Here is a 17972-nt window from a genome sequence, read left to right as displayed (position 1 = left end):
GCCATGCAACGTTATGCAATCGGTATTGAATTTAGTGGAGTTCAATATCGAGGTTGGCAAACACAACAGCCAGGCGTTGCCAGCGTACAAGAAACCATTGAACGTGTGCTTAGCAAAGTCGCAAATGAGACTATAGCACTTCATGGTGCTGGTCGGACCGATGCGGGAGTACATGCGACAAATATGGTGGCACACTTCGATACGCATGCTATTCGTCCAGAAACGGGGTGGTTAAGAGGGGCAAACAGCCAGCTACCTAAAGATATCTCCATCCAGTGGATTAAACTGATGGATGAAAGTTTTCATGCCCGCTTTAAAGCGACTGCTCGACGTTACCGCTACATTATATATAACACTCCTCATCGCCCTGCACTATTGCATAAACAGGTTACTCACATTTACCAACAGCTAGATGTGAAAAAGATGATTGAGGCGGCAAGTAAATTTGAAGGGACTCATAACTTTGAAAGCTTCCGCGCAGCGGCCTGCCAATCAAATCAGCCTGTTCGACATGTAAAGCATTGCCGTTTATTTGAACATGGACGCTATTTGGTTCTAGATATTCAAGCAGATGGTTTTTTACACCACATGGTTCGCAACATTGTTGGATGTTTACTTGAAATTGGTCAGGGTATGTATGAAATTGATCATATCGATACAATGTTTGCTGCACAGGATCGTAAGGCGGCAGGAGTAACAGCTCCCCCCGATGGTCTTTATTTTATTCAGTGTAATTATCCTGAGCAATTTGATTTGCCACAGCCACCACTTGGACCACATTGGCTAAACTTACCTGAGTAAGACAGTGAATCTCGGCATCCAAATTAAGCACTAAATAAGATACGCGACAAAGTCATACGCAACATGAACAAGGTTAAAGTGTACTTTAACCACAGTGCAAGACAAACGAAGTGCGTAGTTCGATAAGTCTTTCATCACCTTGTGACACGGTAAAAATTATTACTCTTTACCATGTCACAAGCTTTGCTCTTGCAGAGCTTACGCTCTTCATTCCGAAAGAAAAGTAACTCTAGCTGAAGGCCAATCCGGTTATTAAAGTCTCAATGGCACGACTCCGTCATGACATAGAATAAATTAACGGTGTTGTTTACGTTTCCGATATTCAACTGGTGTCTCATTCGTCCAACGTTTAAATGCACGATAGAACGTACTTGGTTCAGAGAAGCCCGTTAAATACACAATACGTTCAACACTCTCATTGGTATTGGCCAAAAGTTTTTTAGCTAAACGGCAGCGATAATCTGACAAAATTTGCTGAAAACTGGTATTAGCTTCGCTTAACTGAGTACGTAAGCGGCGTGGGGTAATATTCAACTGAGCAGCAACCGTTTCCAAGGTTGTTTCTCCACTTTCCAGCGTTGAACCAATTGCTCTGCGAACTTCACCTACTAAATCATAACGAGCTAATTCTTGTAGTTTCTCTATTGCAAGTTGCTCATGCAATTGTAATAGCTCAGGTTCAGCCTGCCACAGCTGAAAATCTAGAATAGCTGGATCAAAATATAAACGTGTCTCTTTTTGACCTAAGCTAACTGGACAGCCATATACGCGGAAATATTCATCCTCAGAAGCGCCTTCGCTAAAGTTAAAATCGATGAAAATAGGATGAAATTGTCCTTCGGTAATAAACTTAAAAAATCTAAGTATGCCCGAAATTGCACATTCAGAGAAATGACGATTGACTAGATTATCCGCACCGATCTGTTCGCCATTGGTTAAGTAGCAACGCCCTTCCTCGACAACCAGTTTTGCATCAAATGCATCACTAATAAGTCGTTGATAAGCTAAAGCACGCTTTAGACCTTCACCAAAGGTTTCACTACTAATAAATAGGTGTTCAATCACCTGCCCTCGATACAAAGGCAAATGTTCACCCAAATGCAGACCGATATCAGGATCTTTACTAACTTCCTGTGCGGCAGTCCAAAAGGCGTACTGTGCACTTAATGGTGTACGTGCATTGGTATCGACCTGATTTAAAGCAACTCCCGCTTTGGTTAATATTTCTTCTGTTGGCAAACCCGCACGACGAATCGCTTGATAGCCAAAGCGTAATACAACTGATGCATCTGTTAGCTGACCCACGCAGTGCCCTTCCATGTAGATACTTCATTGATATTTAGGGCTGTTGACCTTTACGCAATTAACAGTCCCTAATAACTATGATTTTAGATTAGCGTTGATTGACCAAACTGACAACAGAATTAGACTTCTTTTGTGAAAAAAATTACATCTTTTTTTATTAGTCATACTTTAACCAGATGCTTGAGTAGAAGTATGTCTATCTTGTTTTTTTTAAATAAATTGACTATAATTTGCGCCTTTCCAATTTGATCATCAGGTAGGCTATGGCCAATAAAGAGGAACTCATTGAGTTCGAAGGCGTTGTCACCGAAACGCTTCCTAATACGATGTTCCGTGTACGTCTTGAAAACGGTCACGAAGTTATTGCACACATTTCTGGTAAAATGCGTAAACACTATATTCGTATTCTTACTGGCGACAGTGTAAAAGTCGAAATGACTCCATATGACCTCACTAAAGGTCGTATTACGTACCGTGCTCGCTAATTAGTGAATGCAAAAAAGCCACTTCATGATGTGGCTTTTTTATTGCGTTGTTTATTCACTTAAGCGACTGGTTTTACATCCCACCGTTTGGCATTCACGCAATCTTTCTTGCAGCCAATGGTTTCTTTCTTGCGTTGTCTGTAAACGGCATTGCACGTCTACGCTATTCCTATTTGAATCTGTACAGTTAGCATCACGTTGACGTATCCATGCGAGCTGAGATTTTTTAAGAATATTTTTTTGAGCAGTATTTAACTTTACTCGCAATGCTTGATAATTCTTATTCAGATCTACATCTGCACTCGCATAAATTTTATTGGTACAGTAAATATCATCATAAGTATTACGAGTACTATCACAGTTATCTGCATAGACTGAAGTCATTCCTAAACTGCATAAAAATGCAAAAGCAATTTTTCTCATCGTATTTTCCCTTAGTTTTCTACAAAATTATTATTAGAACGGTTTAAATATAAGGATAAGTCTGAATGTAAGCTCACCTTTCATTTATCATAATCTTCCTTTTTTACTTTACAAGCATTCAAATCCAACCTATTGTTCTTTAATAATAAATATAATTTCTTTATTGAGATAAAAATGAATATAGAGACCCGATGTCAAATTGGCCTACTTTGTTTAATCATAATGAATGTGAACGGTTGTACCAGCCATCCACGCCAATCTATAGATTTACAAGAATATTTAAAGAGCTTTCTAGGTAAATCTTCTGCAACCATTCAACAAGATATCAATCTACGTAGTCTTGGTTTTCAAGTCTCTCATGCTTCACAGAAAACACCCGATCAACTCATCTATACGATTTTACGTCCATTAAACATTCCAATCCCAATGGTGAGTAATGTCGATATGAGAGGTAATTCTGTCGCTATACAGTCAGGTAATCTGAGTGGCAATTCTTACGATGTGAATTTCAACTGCAAAGTTATTTTTCAGCTTAAAAATGATATTGCCGAGTCTATTCAATATGAAGGCAAAGCCTGCTAAAACAGAACCATAAAAAAACGCAGCTTTAAGCTGCGTTTTTTAGCGAAGTAAGTTTTAAGCAAGTACGGCAACGACTGCTTCACCCATCTCAGCTGTACCAACTTTTGTCATACCTTCAGACATAATATCTGCTGTACGCAAGCCTTGATCTAGTACTTGACCTACCGCATCTTCAATTGCTTTTGCAGCAGCTTCTTCACGGAATGTATAGCGAAGCATCATTGCAACAGAAAGAATAGTTGCTAATGGATTCGCCACGTTTTGACCCGCAATGTCAGGTGCAGAACCATGACAAGGCTCATACATGCCTTTGCCATTTTCATCTAAAGAAGCTGATGGCAACATGCCAATTGAACCTGTAAGCATTGCCGCTTCATCAGATAAAATATCGCCAAACAAGTTACCTGTTACGATCACATCAAACTGTTTTGGTGCGCGTACAAGCTGCATTGCAGCATTATCCACATACATATGGGAAAGCTGAATGTTTGAATAATTCGCTTGCTGCAAATCAGTAACTGTTTGCTTCCAAAGTTCTGTTACTTCCAAAACGTTCGCTTTATCGACCGAACAAACTTTACCACCACGCAAACCTGCAAGTTCAAAAGCAACTTTTGCAATGCGCTTAATTTCACTTTCAGAATAAACGTCAGTGTTATAGCCTTGTTTTTCACCGTTTTCGAGTTCACGAATACCACGTGGCTGGCCAAAATAAATACCGCCAGTAAGCTCACGAACAATCAGAATATCTAAGCCAGCAACAATTTCAGGCTTTAAGCTAGAAGCGTCTGCTAGTTGCGGATAAAGAATGGCTGGACGCAAGTTAGCAAACAAGTTGAGTTCACTACGAATTTTTAAAAGACCACGTTCAGGACGAATAGAGCGCTCAATAGTGTCCCATTTTGGTCCGCCCACTGCCCCTAATAAAATTGCATCCGCGTTTTTTGCTTGTTCACTCGTTACAGCTGGATACGGTTCACCATGCGCATCAATTGCAGCGCCGCCCAATAGGCCATGTTCCCAAGTTAACGATAAATTAAATTTTTCATTTACTTTATTTAATACTTTTTCTGCTGCCCCAACAATTTCAGGACCAATACCATCACCAGCTAAAATTAAAATCTGTTTAGACATGAACTTTTTCCATTTTCAAAAACAAGCAGCGTTATGACTACCGCGGTGTTAGTTTTTTCTGTTCAAGGAACTCGCCTAGCCCTGTTGTTACATCAAATGGTCGACAAAAACGGCGAATTACACGCTCATCCTGCTCTAAATCGACACATAATGGATCAGGTACAGAAACATTCAGCAAACTACCCGAACGGTTAGATTTGTCTCGGTACATTTTAAATGTATAGCGATGGTTGGCATTAAACTGGTGAATCACATGAATTGTTTCTGCCCGATCTGGAGAAATCGGATAAAAACGGATCACCACTTCATATTGTTTAGCAGGCACAGATAAATATAAACTGTTGCTTTGTCCAAGCACTGAACCATGCAACCGTACAATTCCTTGATGGATTGCCTGATTACTAATTCGTCGTGTTTGCGCATCCACTACAGTAATATCATTGAGTCGTTCAAATTCACAACTCTTCGCACCCGAACAATATATTGCTGCATTCTGCCCCAAATTTTCTTGTTCAGCCTGCTTAATACGGACAGTATCCACTACATTGTATGTGCTCTGACAAGCACTGAGTGTTATTGCGCACAGGCTCAACAAAAAGCTATGAGTAACGTTCCTCTTCATTGTTCAAGCCCAATCCTCATCTAGTGCATAATTTTAAGGTGTTTTTATGCTTTAGCATGTTAGCAAGAGTTTGAACACTACGCCATGGCTATGTTTAAAATGTACCAAAAGGTTAATTTAACTCTTGGAATACCCAAGGATGAACCTGTTTAGTTTTTTCTTCATAAGCACGAATCGCATCTGCATTTTGAAGCGTTAAACCAATATCATCCAAGCCATTTAACAAACAATGCTTGCGAAATGGGTCAACTTCAAACTTAAAAGCTTCACCTGTGGGAGTACGTACTTCCTGAGCTGCTAAATCAATTGTTAATTGATAGCCTTCATTGGCAGCGCACTCTTTAAATAACTGATCAACAATTTCTTCTGACAAAATGACAGGCAACATGCCATTTTTGAAACAGTTATTAAAGAAAATATCAGCAAAACTTGGCGCAATAACAGTACGAAAACCATATTCATTTAATGCCCAAGGCGCATGCTCACGGCTTGAACCACAACCAAAGTTAGTGCGAGCAATTAAAACATTTGCGCCTTGATAACGTGGCTGGTTCAAAATGAAATCCGGATTTTTTGGACGAACTGAATTATCTTGTCCCGGATAACCTTCATCTAAATAACGAAGTTCATCAAATAAGTTGTCGCCAAAACCAGTACGTTTGATTGATTTCAAAAACTGTTTTGGAATAATTAAATCTGTATCAACATTGGCACGATCTAATGGTGCAACGATACCTTGTTCAACTGTATAAGCTTTCATGGTTTGCTCCAGACCGAATTAAAATGAACGAACATCAACAAAGTGACCTGCGATTGCAGCCGCTGCTGCCATTGCAGGGCTCACCAAGTGAGTGCGACCACCATTGCCTTGACGGCCTTCAAAGTTACGGTTAGACGTCGATGCACAATGTTCACCCGGTTGTAACTTATCTGCATTCATTGCTAAACACATTGAACAACCCGGTTCACGCCATTCAAAACCAGCTTCCAAGAAGATTTTATCCAAGCCTTCTTTTTCTGCCTGTTGTTTAACTAAACCTGAACCCGGAACAATCATGGCTTGTTTAATACTAGACGCCACTTTACGGCCTTTAACTACCTCAGCCGCAGCACGGATATCTTCAATACGAGAGTTAGTACAAGAACCAATAAAGACACGGTCAAGTTGAATATCAGCCAATGCTTGACCTGCGTTTAAACCCATATATTGATAAGCACGCGTCCAGTCATTACGTTGAACGTCATCTTTCGCTTGTTCTAAGGTTGGTACAGCTTCTGTTACGGGAATCACCATCTCAGGTGAAGTTCCCCAAGATACTTGTGGCTCGATCTCTGCGCCATTTAATTCAATGACTGCATCAAACACTGCATCTTCATCTGAATGCAAAGTGTCCCAGTAAGCAACTGCTTGTTCCCATTGCTCGCCTTTTGGTGCATAGCTACGGCCTTTCACGTATTCAACAGTTTTGTCATCAACAGCAACCATGCCGACACGAGCACCAGCTTCAATCGCCATGTTACATACCGTCATACGTCCTTCAATCGACATATCACGGAAAACTTGGCCACCGAACTCGATTGCATAGCCTGTACCACCAGCGGTACCGATTTTAGCAATAATAGCTAACACCACATCTTTTGGTGTTACGCCTTTGCCTAATACACCATCTACACGTACTAACATGTTTTTAGATTTTTTCTGGATCAAACATTGTGTTGCTAACACGTGTTCAACTTCAGATGTTCCAATACCATGTGCCAAGCAGCCGAAAGCACCGTGAGTTGCTGTATGTGAATCACCACATACGACTGTCATGCCAGGTAAAGTTAAACCCTGTTCAGGCCCAACGACATGCACAATCCCCTGACGGATATCATTAATATTAAATTCAACAATATTAAAAGCTTTACAGTTGTCATCTAAGGTTTGAACCTGAATACGAGACGTATCATCTTCAATCCCTGCAATACCTTGATCTCGCTCTTTTTTAGATGTTGGAACGTTATGGTCAGGTGTAGCGACGTTTGCACTTAAACGCCATGGTTGACGACCTGCAAGTTGCAAACCTTCAAATGCTTGTGGACTCGTCACTTCATGCAATAAATGACGGTCGATATAAAGTAAACATGAACCATCATCACGCTGTGAAACAACGTGGTCATCCCACAATTTGTCATATAAAGTTTTGCCTGCCATGTCGTCTTGCTCCATTGGACTGGGTAATTCTAATCTTTCTTCGATTATAGCCAGAGTTTCACATAAATCTAATTTATCATTTTTATAAATTAGGAAACTTTTTGGAATCAGTTATAATTTATCCGTCGCACATTAAAATCTATAAATCGGATTTGTTAATGATTATCATTTGCATAATCCATTTTTAATCTTATACTCTCCTCTCTATACTAAAAATATCTAAAGTGGCTAGAGAAAATGATGATGGCTAAGATTCAAAAATTCGTTGTAAATAATCAACGTACATTAAAGAAAACGTTTAGTTATTACATTATGCATATTAGCGTAGCGATGATAGTTGCATACTTTGTAACAGGTAATATCTGGATGGCTTTAACCTTAAGTATGCTCGAACCAACCGTACAAGCTTTTGCTTTTTTCTTTCATGAAAAAGTATGGGCAGCTAAAGATCGCCGTATATCAGCCTTAAGCGAAAAAGAAACAACAGCTTAGGGTAAGATTAGTGCGGTAATTCACAACTTTCTAACTCGTTTTGTTGCAAGCATGGTACGATTTTGGCTCGGCAACTTTAGCCCCTCGATTTTTCTATTCCAAGTTGAGTTGTATTATGAATCTTGCAGCCTTTGAAGCTTTTGTAAAAGTTATGGAAACAGGGTCTATCTCTGTGGCAGCAGATCAATTATTTATTACTCAACCTGCCGTAACCAAAAGAATTCACAGCTTAGAAGAATATTTTGGTGTAAAACTATTTGAGTCCGCAGGTCGTGGCGTTCAAGCAACTCATGCGGCTCATTCATTATTGCCCAAAGTTAAAAACTGGCTAAATGAGCTTGGAGATATTCACCATACGCTTAGCCATGAACAAACTCAGATACAAGGTCGTTTAAAAATTGGAACGAGTCATCATATTGGCTTGCACCATTTACCTTCACCACTTAAACACTTTGTTCAGCAATTTCCGCAGGTCACTTTAGATGTGCATTTTGTTGACTCAGAGCAAGCACATGAAAAAGTGCTTGCCGGTGATTTAGAGTTAGCATTTTTAACCCTTCCTCCTTCAGGTGATGAGCGTCTTAACTACATTACCATCTGGAATGATCCTTTAGTTTTTGTTGCTGCTCCATTTCACCCACTTGCACAAAAAAAGAATCTGACCTTACAAGATTTAATTGAATACCCAAGCTTGTTACCCGCTGCCCAAACTTACACTGCTCAAATCACTTTGGCCGAGTTTGAAAAGCAAGCACTCAAACCAAAAATCACTATGAGTAATAACCCTCTTGAGTCTATTCGCATGTTGGTGTCGATTGGTTTAGGTTGGTCAGTTTTACCAAAAACTCTGCTTAATCAAGATATGCAACAGCTTGATCTAGATGTAGAAATGAATCGTCAATTAGGCATGGTGTGGCATCCTGGGCGCACTCAATCTAGGGCAATGCAAGAATTGATTAAAATGATGCAGGAATCATCGTATTAACGACTATATTTTTTAACAAGGATATAAATCAAAACAGCAAACGGCAGCATTAAAAATAGAATGCCCCAACTGAAACATATAGCAGCGAAAACAATTCCGCCAATTGCACTCATGAACAGTAAAGCAATGATATAGAAAAGTAATTCGCCAAAAATAGCGGTAATGAGCTGATCTATAAATTCCTGAAAGAAGCCATTGCAACGTTCATTTTTAGTACGCTTGTTTTTAACCATGCTATTTTAATTAATAAATTTATATATTGATTGGAAATGATACTGTAAATATATATTTTTTATTCTACTATCATTACACTTTTCACTTAAGATTCATGATCGTGAAGAATCAATATTCAAAGATAATTAAAATCGGTTTATATGGATTCACAACTTTAGCTGTCTTAATCATTGTGACATTTATTTGGTTTAAACCAATACGTGTTGTTTTGGCACATCATCTTTCATCGTTACATTGTGAGGGTCATGTATGTGTAGATGATCCAAAGACAGAGCTTCTTGCGACAATACTCTATAATCAGTCATTAAGAGAAACCCAAGATAAAGTGGGTGCGTTTCATCAGCAGCCAACTATGGTTTTTTGCTCAACTCCTCAATGTGCAAATACCTTTGGCATGGAAAAAGCAGCCGCTAAAGCAGTTGGTAATTTGGGATTATTGGTTGCCCCACGTGGCTGGAAAGATTTCTACATCACCCATGAGCTTATTCACCATCGACAGGCCGAAGAATGGGGCAATATTGCAATGCTAACTAAACCCAAATGGCTGGTAGAAGGCATGGCTTACAGTTTAAGTGATGACCCACGCCCTACATTATCGGCACCCTTTCAGCAATGGCGAGCTCAATTCAAGCTTTGGCATCAACAAAATTCTGACCCCAATATTTGGCTGACCACAGAGAAAGTTAAATAATTTATTAAAGTGCATTATCTCCAGCGATCTGAATCTTGCCATCTGCAATTTCATTCATAAATTGCTGATAATCTTTTAGATTGCGCTCTGCATATTGTTGTGCATACGTTTGTAATACGTCTACAATCGTATTACTCGCTCCAAGATACCCTATAAGTACATCTGCATTTCCAGCTTTAGCATGGGCATGAGCTAAAGCCAAACCACAACCTTCAGCATACGCATAGAAATACTCATCATCCATGCCATTAAGCTCAAACGTGATTTTCATATCACGTAACTGGCGTATATAAAAATGTTGATTTGATATTGAAGAAAATCCAAGAAATATATCACTTGCGGCCTGCATGAGTTGCTGGCCATGCACCACACGTTCGCCTTCATGATTTACTTTTTCTACAAATAACGGACTAAGAATTGATGAATTCGCTTCTTTCATTTGTAAAATTAATGGTTCCCGATCTGCGTCCTGAAATAATGCAATCGCTGCTCGTGTACCAACACTTCCGATACCAACTACTTTTAAAGCCACATCTGTACATTGATAACGATCAAAAAGTACTTGGCGATCATATTTCAAAGAATCACGGTATTGTTTAAAGAATACATCAACATGCTGATTAAATGGTTCATCTGCACTTGGGTGCCATAATAACGGCGCATCATCTACAAAATGACGCACTCCTGTATCTTGATCTTGCTGTGTAAGCTTCGGCAAAACAGAATACACCGTTTTTTTCTGCTCTGAATCAAGATGCTTCTCGTATTTCTCTCTTAGTTTTCGGCGTTCAGTATTTTCTAATAAGGTAATAGCATCAATTTTTTCATACCAAACTTGTAGTGGCGAAAGTTTCGCACTTTCTAATAAGTGCTGACGATAACTATTCAGCATTATTTTAATTGCCTTTAAACCCACTTTATCTGCAAGCTTAATATCACGCGCCGCAATCACAAAGCTGGTTGCTAAACGCTTTACATCCCATTCAAACGGGGCAACTAAAGTTTCATCAAAATCATTGATTCCAAATAACAAGTTACGTTCTGGACTTGCAAAGCCACCAAAATTATTTAAATGACAATCACCACAAATTTGTTGAAATAAACCTGAATTTACTTGCTCCCATGCTTGGTCAAATAGCATCAAAGAAGCCATACCACGATAAAATGTAAATGGAGAAATACTCATTCGTTTTGCACGAATCGGTTTGAGTTTTTCTAAGCGTCCTTGGTTACTCCAATCATAGATCGTTAAAGCAGTTGTACCTTTTGGTCGTTCAGAAAGTTTTGATAGCTGTTCACGCGGTACTTTTTTACGTTGAAGCTTACCTAATTTGAAACCTTCACTTTTACTAAGTAATTTTCCCTGATAGCTATGGCGTGTTAAATCAATACTTTGATCATTCCAAAGTTGTTTTGGTAATTTAATCTGTGGTGTTTTTGGCATTATTATTACCTCATTTTTAAAATTATAATTTTTATTAGATATAGCAATATCTAATTTTAGCTCAGGATTTATAAGAAGTATTCATTATTTTAAATATAATTAAGAGTTGGAAGGCCTTGAGGCCTAACACATGGCTCGTCCAACTCTACAATCTTAAATCGACCAGTCCTGAATTTCCCAGTTATGTTCTTGAGCCAACTTCTCAAGACGATCATCAGGATTTACCGCAGTCGCATGCGTTGCATATTCAAGTAAAAAACGGTCATTGATTGAATCTGAATAAGCCCATGACTCAGATACACTGCGTCCAGCCAACCAGTCGTCAAGACGTGCAAGTTTACCTTTTTGATAACATGCCAAGCCCGCAACTTTACCTGTATATTTGCCATCAGCAACTTCAGCATTGGTCGCTAAAATTTCTGTAATCCCAAATTCACGGAAAATTGGTGCAGTAATAAAATCACTTGTTGCAGTAATTCCGACAATCGTATGTCCTAAGTCTTGATGTTTCTTAATGGCATCAAAACCTTTTGGGCGCATTTGTGGACGAATTACTTTTTGCATGAACAACTGGTGAAGTTCAGCTAAGTAATTATTGTCGTGCTTTGTTAAAAATCCAAACACAAATTCATTATAAGCATACGGATCAAGTTGCCCTGCTTTGTAATCTTCATAAAATTTATCATTCATCTGACGATGATGAACCGGATCAACCAAACCTTCATTGACTAAAAATTCACCCCAAGAGTGATCTGAATCGGTATTTAACAAGGTATGGTCTAAATCAAACAACGCCAGTTTCATGAAAATTCTCGTTTAAACTGAAATTTAAGAAAAAAAATGTAAATCTATCTCCGCTAGTCGATAGAAATTCGTTAAGATCGTAGCAATTTAAACATTTTACTTTGATCTTTTCGAGCTGGACATAAAAAAGTGTTTGTCCCCGCGATTAAAGTCAACGATATAGACAATATTTAGGTAGCCAAATGATCGATTCAGAAGGTTTCCGACCGAATGTCGGGATCATTTTGGCAAACGATGATGGACAGGTTTTATGGGCAAAGCGCATTGGTCACAATGCTTGGCAGTTTCCACAAGGAGGCATTCAGTTTGGAGAAACTCCTGAACAGGCACTTTTTCGAGAACTGAGAGAAGAAATCGGCTTATTGCCCGAACATGTCCAGATTATTGCGCAAACCAAAGGATGGCTGCGTTATCGTTTGCCACATCGGTACATTCGGTCAGACTCTGACCCCGTATGTATCGGACAGAAACAAAAATGGTTTTTACTGAAATTAACTGCGCATGCAAAAAATATTCAGTTAGACCTCTCCGACCCGCCCGAATTCGATGAATGGCAGTGGGTTAGCTATTGGTATCCTCTTGGACAAGTGGTGAACTTCAAGCGTGATGTTTATCGCAAAGCCATGGTGGAGTTGTGTACACAGTTGCCGATGCAACAATTACCCTAAAAATCATTTATCTAGCAAATGATTTTTATTAAAAGTGCTGTTATAAATACATTCATAGTCTAAAAAATACTGGAGTATACATCCATGTCAAACATGCAACTCGACACTCTACGGCGCATTGTCCAAGAAGTTAATGCGTCCGTCAGTTTGCATGAATCGTTAGACATTATGGTCAATCAGGTTGCTGAGGCCATGAAAGTGGATGTTTGCTCTATTTATTTGCTCGATGAACGCAATCAGCGCTATGTATTGATGGCCTCTAAAGGCTTAAATCCAGAATCTGTGGGCCATGTTTCATTACAACTAGGTGAAGGCTTGGTTGGTCTAGTGGGGCAACGTGAAGAAATTGTTAACCTTGACAATGCACCAAAACATGAGCGTTTCTTGTATTTACCTGAAACAGGCGAAGAAATTTACAACTCATTCCTTGGCGTACCAGTCATGTACCGTCGTAAGGTTATGGGGGTTTTAGTTGTCCAAAATAGACTTCCTCAAGATTTTAGCGAAGCAGCCGAATCATTTTTAGTCACACTCTGTGCACAGCTTTCTGGTGTTATTGCACATGCTCACGCAGTTGGAAATATTGACGTATTTCGTAAACCAAGTAATGGCCCTGCCTATAAAACCTTCCAAGGTGCGTCAGGTGCAGGCGGTGTTGCTTTAGGTCGCGCTATTATTTTATATCCGCCTGCCGATTTGGGTTCTGTACCTGACCGTGAAGCTGAAGATATTAGTCATGAACTTCGACTTCTAGATCAAGCCATTTCATCAGTTCGTTCAGAGATTCGCTCTCTAGATGAAAAAATGCATGATTCATTAATGGCAGAAGAACGCGCTTTATTTAGTGTTTTCTTAAGAATGCTAGATGAAAATGCATTGCCGGCAGAGATTAAAGAACTCATTCGTGACGGGCACTGGGCACAGGGTGCAGTACGCCGTGTGATTGAAAAGCACACTGCCCTATTTGCACAAATGGAAGATGACTATCTCCGTGAGCGAGTTTCTGATCTTAAAGACTTAGGGCGACGTATTTTAGCTTCTTTGCAAGAAGAGGATTCTAGCCACCGTGAGCTGAGCCCAGACAGCATTTTAATTGGTGAAGAAATTAGTACTGCTGCACTAGTAGAGTTGCCTGTAGATAATATTGCAGCGATTGTGACATCAGAAGGTGCAGCCAATTCACATATGGTGATTGTGGCACGTGCATTAGGTATCCCAACAGTGGTTGGTGTAACTGAACTGCCTGTTAATACACTTGATGATGCAGAAATGATTGTGGATGCCTATCAGGGTCGTGTTTTTGTAAATCCTCCACGTCGTTTACGCCAACGTTATAAAGAAATTCAGAAAGAAGATGAACAGATCGCAAAAGATCTCAAACAATATGAGACAAGAGAAGCGATTACTCCAGATGGTGTATCTGTTCCACTGTATGTAAACACAGGCCTGATGATTGATGTAGTTCGCGGTGTACAACGTGGTGCTCAAGGCGTGGGTCTGTATCGAAGTGAAATTCCCTTCATGCTACGGGAACGTTTCCCAGGTGAAGAAGAACAACGCGCAATCTATCGTCAACAGTTGAGCCACTTCGCCAATAAACCTGTGGTAATGAGAACTTTAGATATTGGTGCCGATAAAGATTTACCTTACTTTAGTATTGAAGAAGAAAACTCGGCATTAGGCTGGCGTGGTATTCGTTTCACGCTCGATCATCCCGAGATTTTTTCGTCGCAAATTCGCGCAATGCTTAAAGCCAGTATTGGTTTAAATAACTTGCATATTTTATTGCCAATGGTGACCACAGTAAGTGAAGTCGAAGAGGTGCTTTATTTACTTGAGCGTGACTGGATTGCAGTGCAAGAAGAAGAGCAAGTTAAAATTACCAAGCCTAAAATTGGAATTATGGTTGAGGTACCGAGCGTATTACTACAAATTGATGAGTTTGCTGAACTCGTCGATTTCTTCTCAGTTGGTTCAAACGACTTAACCCAATACTTACTCGCAGTTGACCGCAATAATCCACATGTAGCAAACGTTTATTCACACTTTCATCCGTCAATTCTTCGTGCTTTAAGTCGTCTGGTTAAAGAATGCCATGAACACAAAAAACCGGTCAGTATTTGTGGTGAGATGGCAGGTGATCCATTATCGGCAATTCTGCTCATGGCGATGGGCTTTAATACTCTTTCGATGAGCTCAAGTAACATTTTGCGAGTGCGAAAAGCAATTTGCCATGTGCCTATGACGGATGCACAAAAATTACTTGATGATGTCATGAAAATGAATAATCCACTCATAGTAAAAAGCTGGCTTGAGTACTATTTTAAGACTCACGGTTTAGCTGATATGGTCAAATCGAATCGAATCGTAAATGTTTAATATCTAAAAAAGGAGAGCATCGCTCTCCTTTTTTACTTTAACTCACTGAATAAAATCGTATATAAAATTTCTTTTCATGATTGATTTCATTTTAAATTTATAGAACATCTTTAATTTTTAAACACGATTTCAATCGGTTTTTTAAATTAATACTTACAATTTAATCCATTTGAAAAATAAGACTTCTACTTCTAGTATATTTAAAGAGCGTTATTAAAAGATCTTACGTTGTTCCAACAATTGAAGAGGTAATTCTATGCATCATTATTTACAGCCTTCAGCTTATTTTTCCCCTTGTTTTTTAACCTTCATACAGTAAATTGGAGGAATAACAATTAAAGGAATCTGATGCATTATCAAATAAAAAATGATGAGCTAACATCTGAGTGAAAAAAATTTTTAACTAGTTTTTATCACTATTTGTTCACTGATTTATTTATTTGATAAACATGATTTTTTAAACCAGAAGTCCAGGAAAATGAGCCCTAATACTTTATCAAGAGCTCCATAATTATTACCCAGAGAGAATATAATCATGTCAGACGAATCAAAATGTCCTTTTTCAGGTCATAACTCAAAACCGGAAGTAACGGTCGGTGGCGGTACGCCTAGTTTACATTGGTGGCCAAAACAATTACGCGTTGACTTACTAAATCAGCATTCAGAACGCTCCAATCCACTTGGTAAAGATTTTAATTACCGCGAAGAATTTAAAAAAATTGACTACTACGCACTAAAAGCTGATGTTAAAAATGTGTTAACCGATTCCCAAGATTGGTGGCCAGCCGATTGGGGTAATTACACAGGTTTATTTATTCGTTTAGCATGGCATGCTGCGGGTACCTATCGTATGGGTGACGGCCGTGGTGGTGCAGGTCGTGGACAACAACGTTTTGCACCTTTAAATAGTTGGCCTGACAATGCAAGTTTAGATAAAGCACGCCGCCTGTTATGGCCAGTTAAACAAAAATACGGTCAAAAAATATCGTGGGCAGATTTATTTATTCTTGCCGGTAACATTGCGCTTGAGTCTTCTGGCTTCCGTACCTTTGGTTTTGGTGCAGGTCGTGAAGATGTTTGGGAACCAGATAACGATGTAAACTGGGGTGATGAAAAAGAATGGTTAGCTCATCGAAACTCTGAAGCATTGGAAGGCAGCAATCTAGCTGCAACCGAAATGGGTCTAATTTATGTGAACCCTGAAGGTCCACAAGCTAGTGGTGACCCAAAATCGGCTGCACCGTTTATTCGTGCGACTTTTGGCAACATGGCAATGGATGACGAAGAAATTGTTGCATTGATTGCAGGTGGCCATACTTTAGGTAAAACCCATGGTGCTGGCTCTGCTGACCATGTGCATGCGGACCCTGAAGGAGCGCCAATTGAACAAATGGGCATTGGTTGGTCAAATAGCTATGGCACAGGTGTAGGTAAAGACGCTATTACTTCTGGCTTAGAAGTCATTTGGTCACAGACTCCAACACAATGGAGTAATTACTTCTTTGAAAACCTATTTAAATATGAATGGGTGCAAGAACGTTCACCTGCCGGTGCAATTCAATGGGTAGCAGCAGATGCTGAAGCAATCATCCCTGATCCATTCGATCCATCAATTAAACGTAAGCCAACGATGCTCACTACAGATCTAACCTTACGTTTTGATCCTGAGTTTGAAAAGATCTCTCGTCGCTTCCATAACGACCCACAAGCTTTCGCCAATGCTTTTGCCCGTGCATGGTTTAAATTAACTCACCGTGATATGGGACCAAAAGCACGTTATTTAGGTCCTGAAGTTCCTGCTGAGGATTTAATTTGGCAAGATCCGTTACCGGTTGCTAGCGCTATACCATCTGCTGCAAGCATTGCTGATGCAAAAGCAAAAATTGTTGCACTAGGGCTATCTGCTGGCGAGTTGGTTTCTCTAGGTTGGGCTTCAGCGTCAACTTTCCGTGGTGGAGACAAGCGTGGTGGTGCAAACGGCGCACGTATTGCTTTATCACCACAACGTGATTGGCAAGTAAACCAAAAAGCGGTTACGACTTTAACTAAAATTGAGGAAATCAAAGCCTCAACTCAACTGTCACTGGCTGATTTAATTGTGCTAGCAGGTAACATGGGCGTAGAGCAAGCTGCTCAAGCGGCAGGTTTCAACATTAGCGTTCCATTTGCCCCTGGCCGTGTTGATGCATTACAAAGTCAAACTGATGTCGAATCTTTCCAATTGCTTCTAGGCCTTGCTGATGGCTTTAGAAATTGGAAAAAAGAAGGAGTCAACGCAGCAACTGAAGCATTATTAATTGATAAAGCACAACAACTGACTTTGACTGCACCAGAGTTAACTGCATTGATTGGTGGTTTACGTGTACTAGGCACCAATTGGGATGGTTCACAACATGGCGTATTCACGCATCAGGTTGGTGTACTCAGCACGGACTTCTTTACGAACTTAATCGACATGTCTACTGTATGGGCACCTGTTGATTCAACAAGTGAAGTATTTGAAGGCAAAGACCGTAAAACAGGTTCAGTAAAATTTACCGCAACACGTAATGATTTAGTCTTCGGTTCAAACTCAATCTTACGTGCATTGGCAGAAGTTTATGCTCAGGCAGACGGTAAAGAAAAATTTGTTCAAGACTTTGTTGTTGCATGGACAAAAGTCATGAATCTCGACCGTTTTGACTTAGTTTAATTAAAGTCAAAATAATAAAAAGCCAGTTCAATTT

Annotated in this window: 18 protein-coding genes; 9 read left to right on the top strand and 9 right to left on the bottom strand. The window is 39.6% G+C overall.

The annotated features are described in order from the left end of the window. Nucleotides 1–3 precede the first annotated feature (3 nt). A complete protein-coding gene (gene truA / locus I5515_RS08405; protein ID WP_199965754.1) occupies nt 4–801 on the top strand; it encodes a tRNA pseudouridine(38-40) synthase TruA in 798 nt (265 codons plus the stop codon). A 294-nt stretch (nt 802–1095) separates the two neighbouring features. On the opposite strand, the gene I5515_RS08400 is transcribed toward truA, so the two are convergent. After that, nucleotides 1096–2106, bottom strand: coding sequence for an AraC family transcriptional regulator (locus tag I5515_RS08400; RefSeq protein ID WP_174765456.1), 1011 nt, complete (start codon nt 2104–2106; stop codon nt 1096–1098). A 263-nt stretch (nt 2107–2369) separates the two neighbouring features. Here I5515_RS08400 and infA point away from each other — a divergent pair, with 263 nt between their 5' ends. After that, nucleotides 2370–2591 (top strand): translation initiation factor IF-1, encoded by a 222-nt coding sequence (infA, locus tag I5515_RS08395; protein ID WP_001284370.1) that lies wholly within the window; start codon nt 2370–2372, stop codon nt 2589–2591. A gap of 51 nt (nt 2592–2642) precedes the next feature. On the opposite strand, the gene I5515_RS08390 is transcribed toward infA, so the two are convergent. Further along, nucleotides 2643–3014, bottom strand: a complete 372-nt coding sequence (locus I5515_RS08390; protein WP_199965751.1) for a lysozyme inhibitor LprI family protein — start codon at nt 3012–3014, stop codon at nt 2643–2645. A 174-nt stretch (nt 3015–3188) separates the two neighbouring features. Here I5515_RS08390 and I5515_RS08385 point away from each other — a divergent pair, with 174 nt between their 5' ends. Beyond that, the gene (locus tag I5515_RS08385; protein WP_199965749.1) at nt 3189–3596 is read left to right on the top strand and encodes a hypothetical protein; all 408 of its coding nucleotides are present in this window, start codon (nt 3189–3191) and stop codon (nt 3594–3596) included. Nucleotides 3597–3650: 54 nt separating this feature from the next. Here the strand turns inward: I5515_RS08385 and leuB are convergent, their stop codons facing one another. The 4 genes from leuB to leuC form a co-directional block, all read right to left on the bottom strand. After that, nucleotides 3651–4730 carry a 3-isopropylmalate dehydrogenase gene (gene leuB, locus I5515_RS08380; protein WP_199965747.1) on the bottom strand — a complete coding sequence of 360 codons (1080 nt, stop codon included), beginning with the start codon at nt 4728–4730 and terminating at the stop codon, nt 3651–3653. 37 nt (nt 4731–4767) lie between these two features. Then, entirely contained in the window at nt 4768–5352 is a 585-nt protein-coding gene (locus tag I5515_RS08375) for a hypothetical protein (RefSeq protein WP_199965745.1), read from the bottom strand. A gap of 112 nt (nt 5353–5464) precedes the next feature. Continuing rightward, nucleotides 5465–6112: a 3-isopropylmalate dehydratase small subunit gene (gene leuD / locus I5515_RS08370; protein ID WP_199965742.1), complete on the bottom strand. Its 648-nt coding sequence runs from the start codon at nt 6110–6112 to the stop codon at nt 5465–5467. Nucleotides 6113–6130: 18 nt separating this feature from the next. Further along, nucleotides 6131–7549: a 3-isopropylmalate dehydratase large subunit gene (gene leuC / locus I5515_RS08365; protein WP_199965740.1), complete on the bottom strand. Its 1419-nt coding sequence runs from the start codon at nt 7547–7549 to the stop codon at nt 6131–6133. A gap of 237 nt (nt 7550–7786) precedes the next feature. On the opposite strand from leuC, the gene I5515_RS08360 reads away from it, so the two are divergent. After that, complete coding sequence (locus I5515_RS08360) at nt 7787–8041, top strand: DUF2061 domain-containing protein (protein ID WP_199965738.1); 255 nt, start codon at nt 7787–7789, stop codon at nt 8039–8041. A 115-nt stretch (nt 8042–8156) separates the two neighbouring features. Beyond that, the gene (locus tag I5515_RS08355) at nt 8157–9026 is read left to right on the top strand and encodes a LysR family transcriptional regulator (RefSeq protein ID WP_199965736.1); all 870 of its coding nucleotides are present in this window, start codon (nt 8157–8159) and stop codon (nt 9024–9026) included. Here I5515_RS08355 and I5515_RS08350 read toward each other — a convergent pair. Further along, nucleotides 9023–9259, bottom strand: coding sequence for a hypothetical protein (locus tag I5515_RS08350; RefSeq protein ID WP_199965734.1), 237 nt, complete (start codon nt 9257–9259; stop codon nt 9023–9025). The genes I5515_RS08355 and I5515_RS08350 overlap by 4 nt on opposite strands. Before the next feature lie 95 nt (nt 9260–9354). On the opposite strand from I5515_RS08350, the gene I5515_RS08345 reads away from it, so the two are divergent. Beyond that, nucleotides 9355–9951 (top strand): hypothetical protein, encoded by a 597-nt coding sequence (locus I5515_RS08345; RefSeq protein ID WP_199965732.1) that lies wholly within the window; start codon nt 9355–9357, stop codon nt 9949–9951. A gap of 4 nt (nt 9952–9955) precedes the next feature. On the opposite strand, the gene I5515_RS08340 is transcribed toward I5515_RS08345, so the two are convergent. Both I5515_RS08340 and I5515_RS08335 read right to left on the bottom strand, forming a co-directional pair. After that, on the bottom strand, nt 9956–11395 hold the full coding sequence (locus I5515_RS08340; protein WP_199965730.1) for a DUF2252 domain-containing protein: 1440 nt from the start codon (nt 11393–11395) through the stop codon (nt 9956–9958). Nucleotides 11396–11548: 153 nt separating this feature from the next. Next, entirely contained in the window at nt 11549–12199 is a 651-nt protein-coding gene (locus tag I5515_RS08335) for an HAD family hydrolase (protein ID WP_199965728.1), read from the bottom strand. A gap of 182 nt (nt 12200–12381) precedes the next feature. Here I5515_RS08335 and I5515_RS08330 point away from each other — a divergent pair, with 182 nt between their 5' ends. The 3 genes from I5515_RS08330 (at nt 12382) to katG (ending at nt 17938) form a co-directional block, all read left to right on the top strand. Next, entirely contained in the window at nt 12382–12867 is a 486-nt protein-coding gene (locus I5515_RS08330) for an RNA pyrophosphohydrolase (RefSeq protein ID WP_199965726.1), read from the top strand. A gap of 84 nt (nt 12868–12951) precedes the next feature. Further along, nucleotides 12952–15246, top strand: coding sequence for a phosphoenolpyruvate--protein phosphotransferase (ptsP, locus tag I5515_RS08325; protein ID WP_199965724.1), 2295 nt, complete (start codon nt 12952–12954; stop codon nt 15244–15246). 535 nt (nt 15247–15781) lie between these two features. Next, entirely contained in the window at nt 15782–17938 is a 2157-nt protein-coding gene (katG, locus tag I5515_RS08320) for a catalase/peroxidase HPI (RefSeq protein WP_199965722.1), read from the top strand. Nucleotides 17939–17972: the final 34 nt, after the last annotated feature.

The organism is Acinetobacter calcoaceticus, assembly GCF_016508255.1.
GTDB classification, from domain to species: domain Bacteria; phylum Pseudomonadota; class Gammaproteobacteria; order Pseudomonadales; family Moraxellaceae; genus Acinetobacter; species Acinetobacter calcoaceticus_E.
The sequence above is the reverse complement of the archived record's forward strand: the minus strand, read 5'-3'. Positions and strand labels throughout refer to the sequence as shown.

What these genes read in the sequence shown, in the direction of transcription:
- I5515_RS08340 (WP_199965730.1), bottom strand. Translation starts at nt 11,395, where the DNA reads ATGCCAAAAACACCACAGATTAAATTACCAAAACAACTTTGGAATGAT.
- I5515_RS08330 (WP_199965726.1), top strand. Translation starts at nt 12,382, where the DNA reads ATGATCGATTCAGAAGGTTTCCGACCGAATGTCGGGATCATTTTGGCA.
- I5515_RS08375 (WP_199965745.1), bottom strand. Translation starts at nt 5,352, where the DNA reads ATGAAGAGGAACGTTACTCATAGCTTTTTGTTGAGCCTGTGCGCAATA.
- katG (WP_199965722.1), top strand. Translation starts at nt 15,782, where the DNA reads ATGTCAGACGAATCAAAATGTCCTTTTTCAGGTCATAACTCAAAACCG.
- leuB (WP_199965747.1), bottom strand. Translation starts at nt 4,730, where the DNA reads ATGTCTAAACAGATTTTAATTTTAGCTGGTGATGGTATTGGTCCTGAA.
- infA (WP_001284370.1), top strand. Translation starts at nt 2,370, where the DNA reads ATGGCCAATAAAGAGGAACTCATTGAGTTCGAAGGCGTTGTCACCGAA.
- leuC (WP_199965740.1), bottom strand. Translation starts at nt 7,549, where the DNA reads ATGGCAGGCAAAACTTTATATGACAAATTGTGGGATGACCACGTTGTT.
- ptsP (WP_199965724.1), top strand. Translation starts at nt 12,952, where the DNA reads ATGTCAAACATGCAACTCGACACTCTACGGCGCATTGTCCAAGAAGTT.
- leuD (WP_199965742.1), bottom strand. Translation starts at nt 6,112, where the DNA reads ATGAAAGCTTATACAGTTGAACAAGGTATCGTTGCACCATTAGATCGT.
- truA (WP_199965754.1), top strand. Translation starts at nt 4, where the DNA reads ATGCAACGTTATGCAATCGGTATTGAATTTAGTGGAGTTCAATATCGA.
- I5515_RS08385 (WP_199965749.1), top strand. Translation starts at nt 3,189, where the DNA reads ATGAATATAGAGACCCGATGTCAAATTGGCCTACTTTGTTTAATCATA.
- I5515_RS08355 (WP_199965736.1), top strand. Translation starts at nt 8,157, where the DNA reads ATGAATCTTGCAGCCTTTGAAGCTTTTGTAAAAGTTATGGAAACAGGG.
- I5515_RS08360 (WP_199965738.1), top strand. Translation starts at nt 7,787, where the DNA reads ATGATGATGGCTAAGATTCAAAAATTCGTTGTAAATAATCAACGTACA.
- I5515_RS08335 (WP_199965728.1), bottom strand. Translation starts at nt 12,199, where the DNA reads ATGAAACTGGCGTTGTTTGATTTAGACCATACCTTGTTAAATACCGAT.
- I5515_RS08350 (WP_199965734.1), bottom strand. Translation starts at nt 9,259, where the DNA reads ATGGTTAAAAACAAGCGTACTAAAAATGAACGTTGCAATGGCTTCTTT.
- I5515_RS08345 (WP_199965732.1), top strand. Translation starts at nt 9,355, where the DNA reads ATGATCGTGAAGAATCAATATTCAAAGATAATTAAAATCGGTTTATAT.
- I5515_RS08390 (WP_199965751.1), bottom strand. Translation starts at nt 3,014, where the DNA reads ATGAGAAAAATTGCTTTTGCATTTTTATGCAGTTTAGGAATGACTTCA.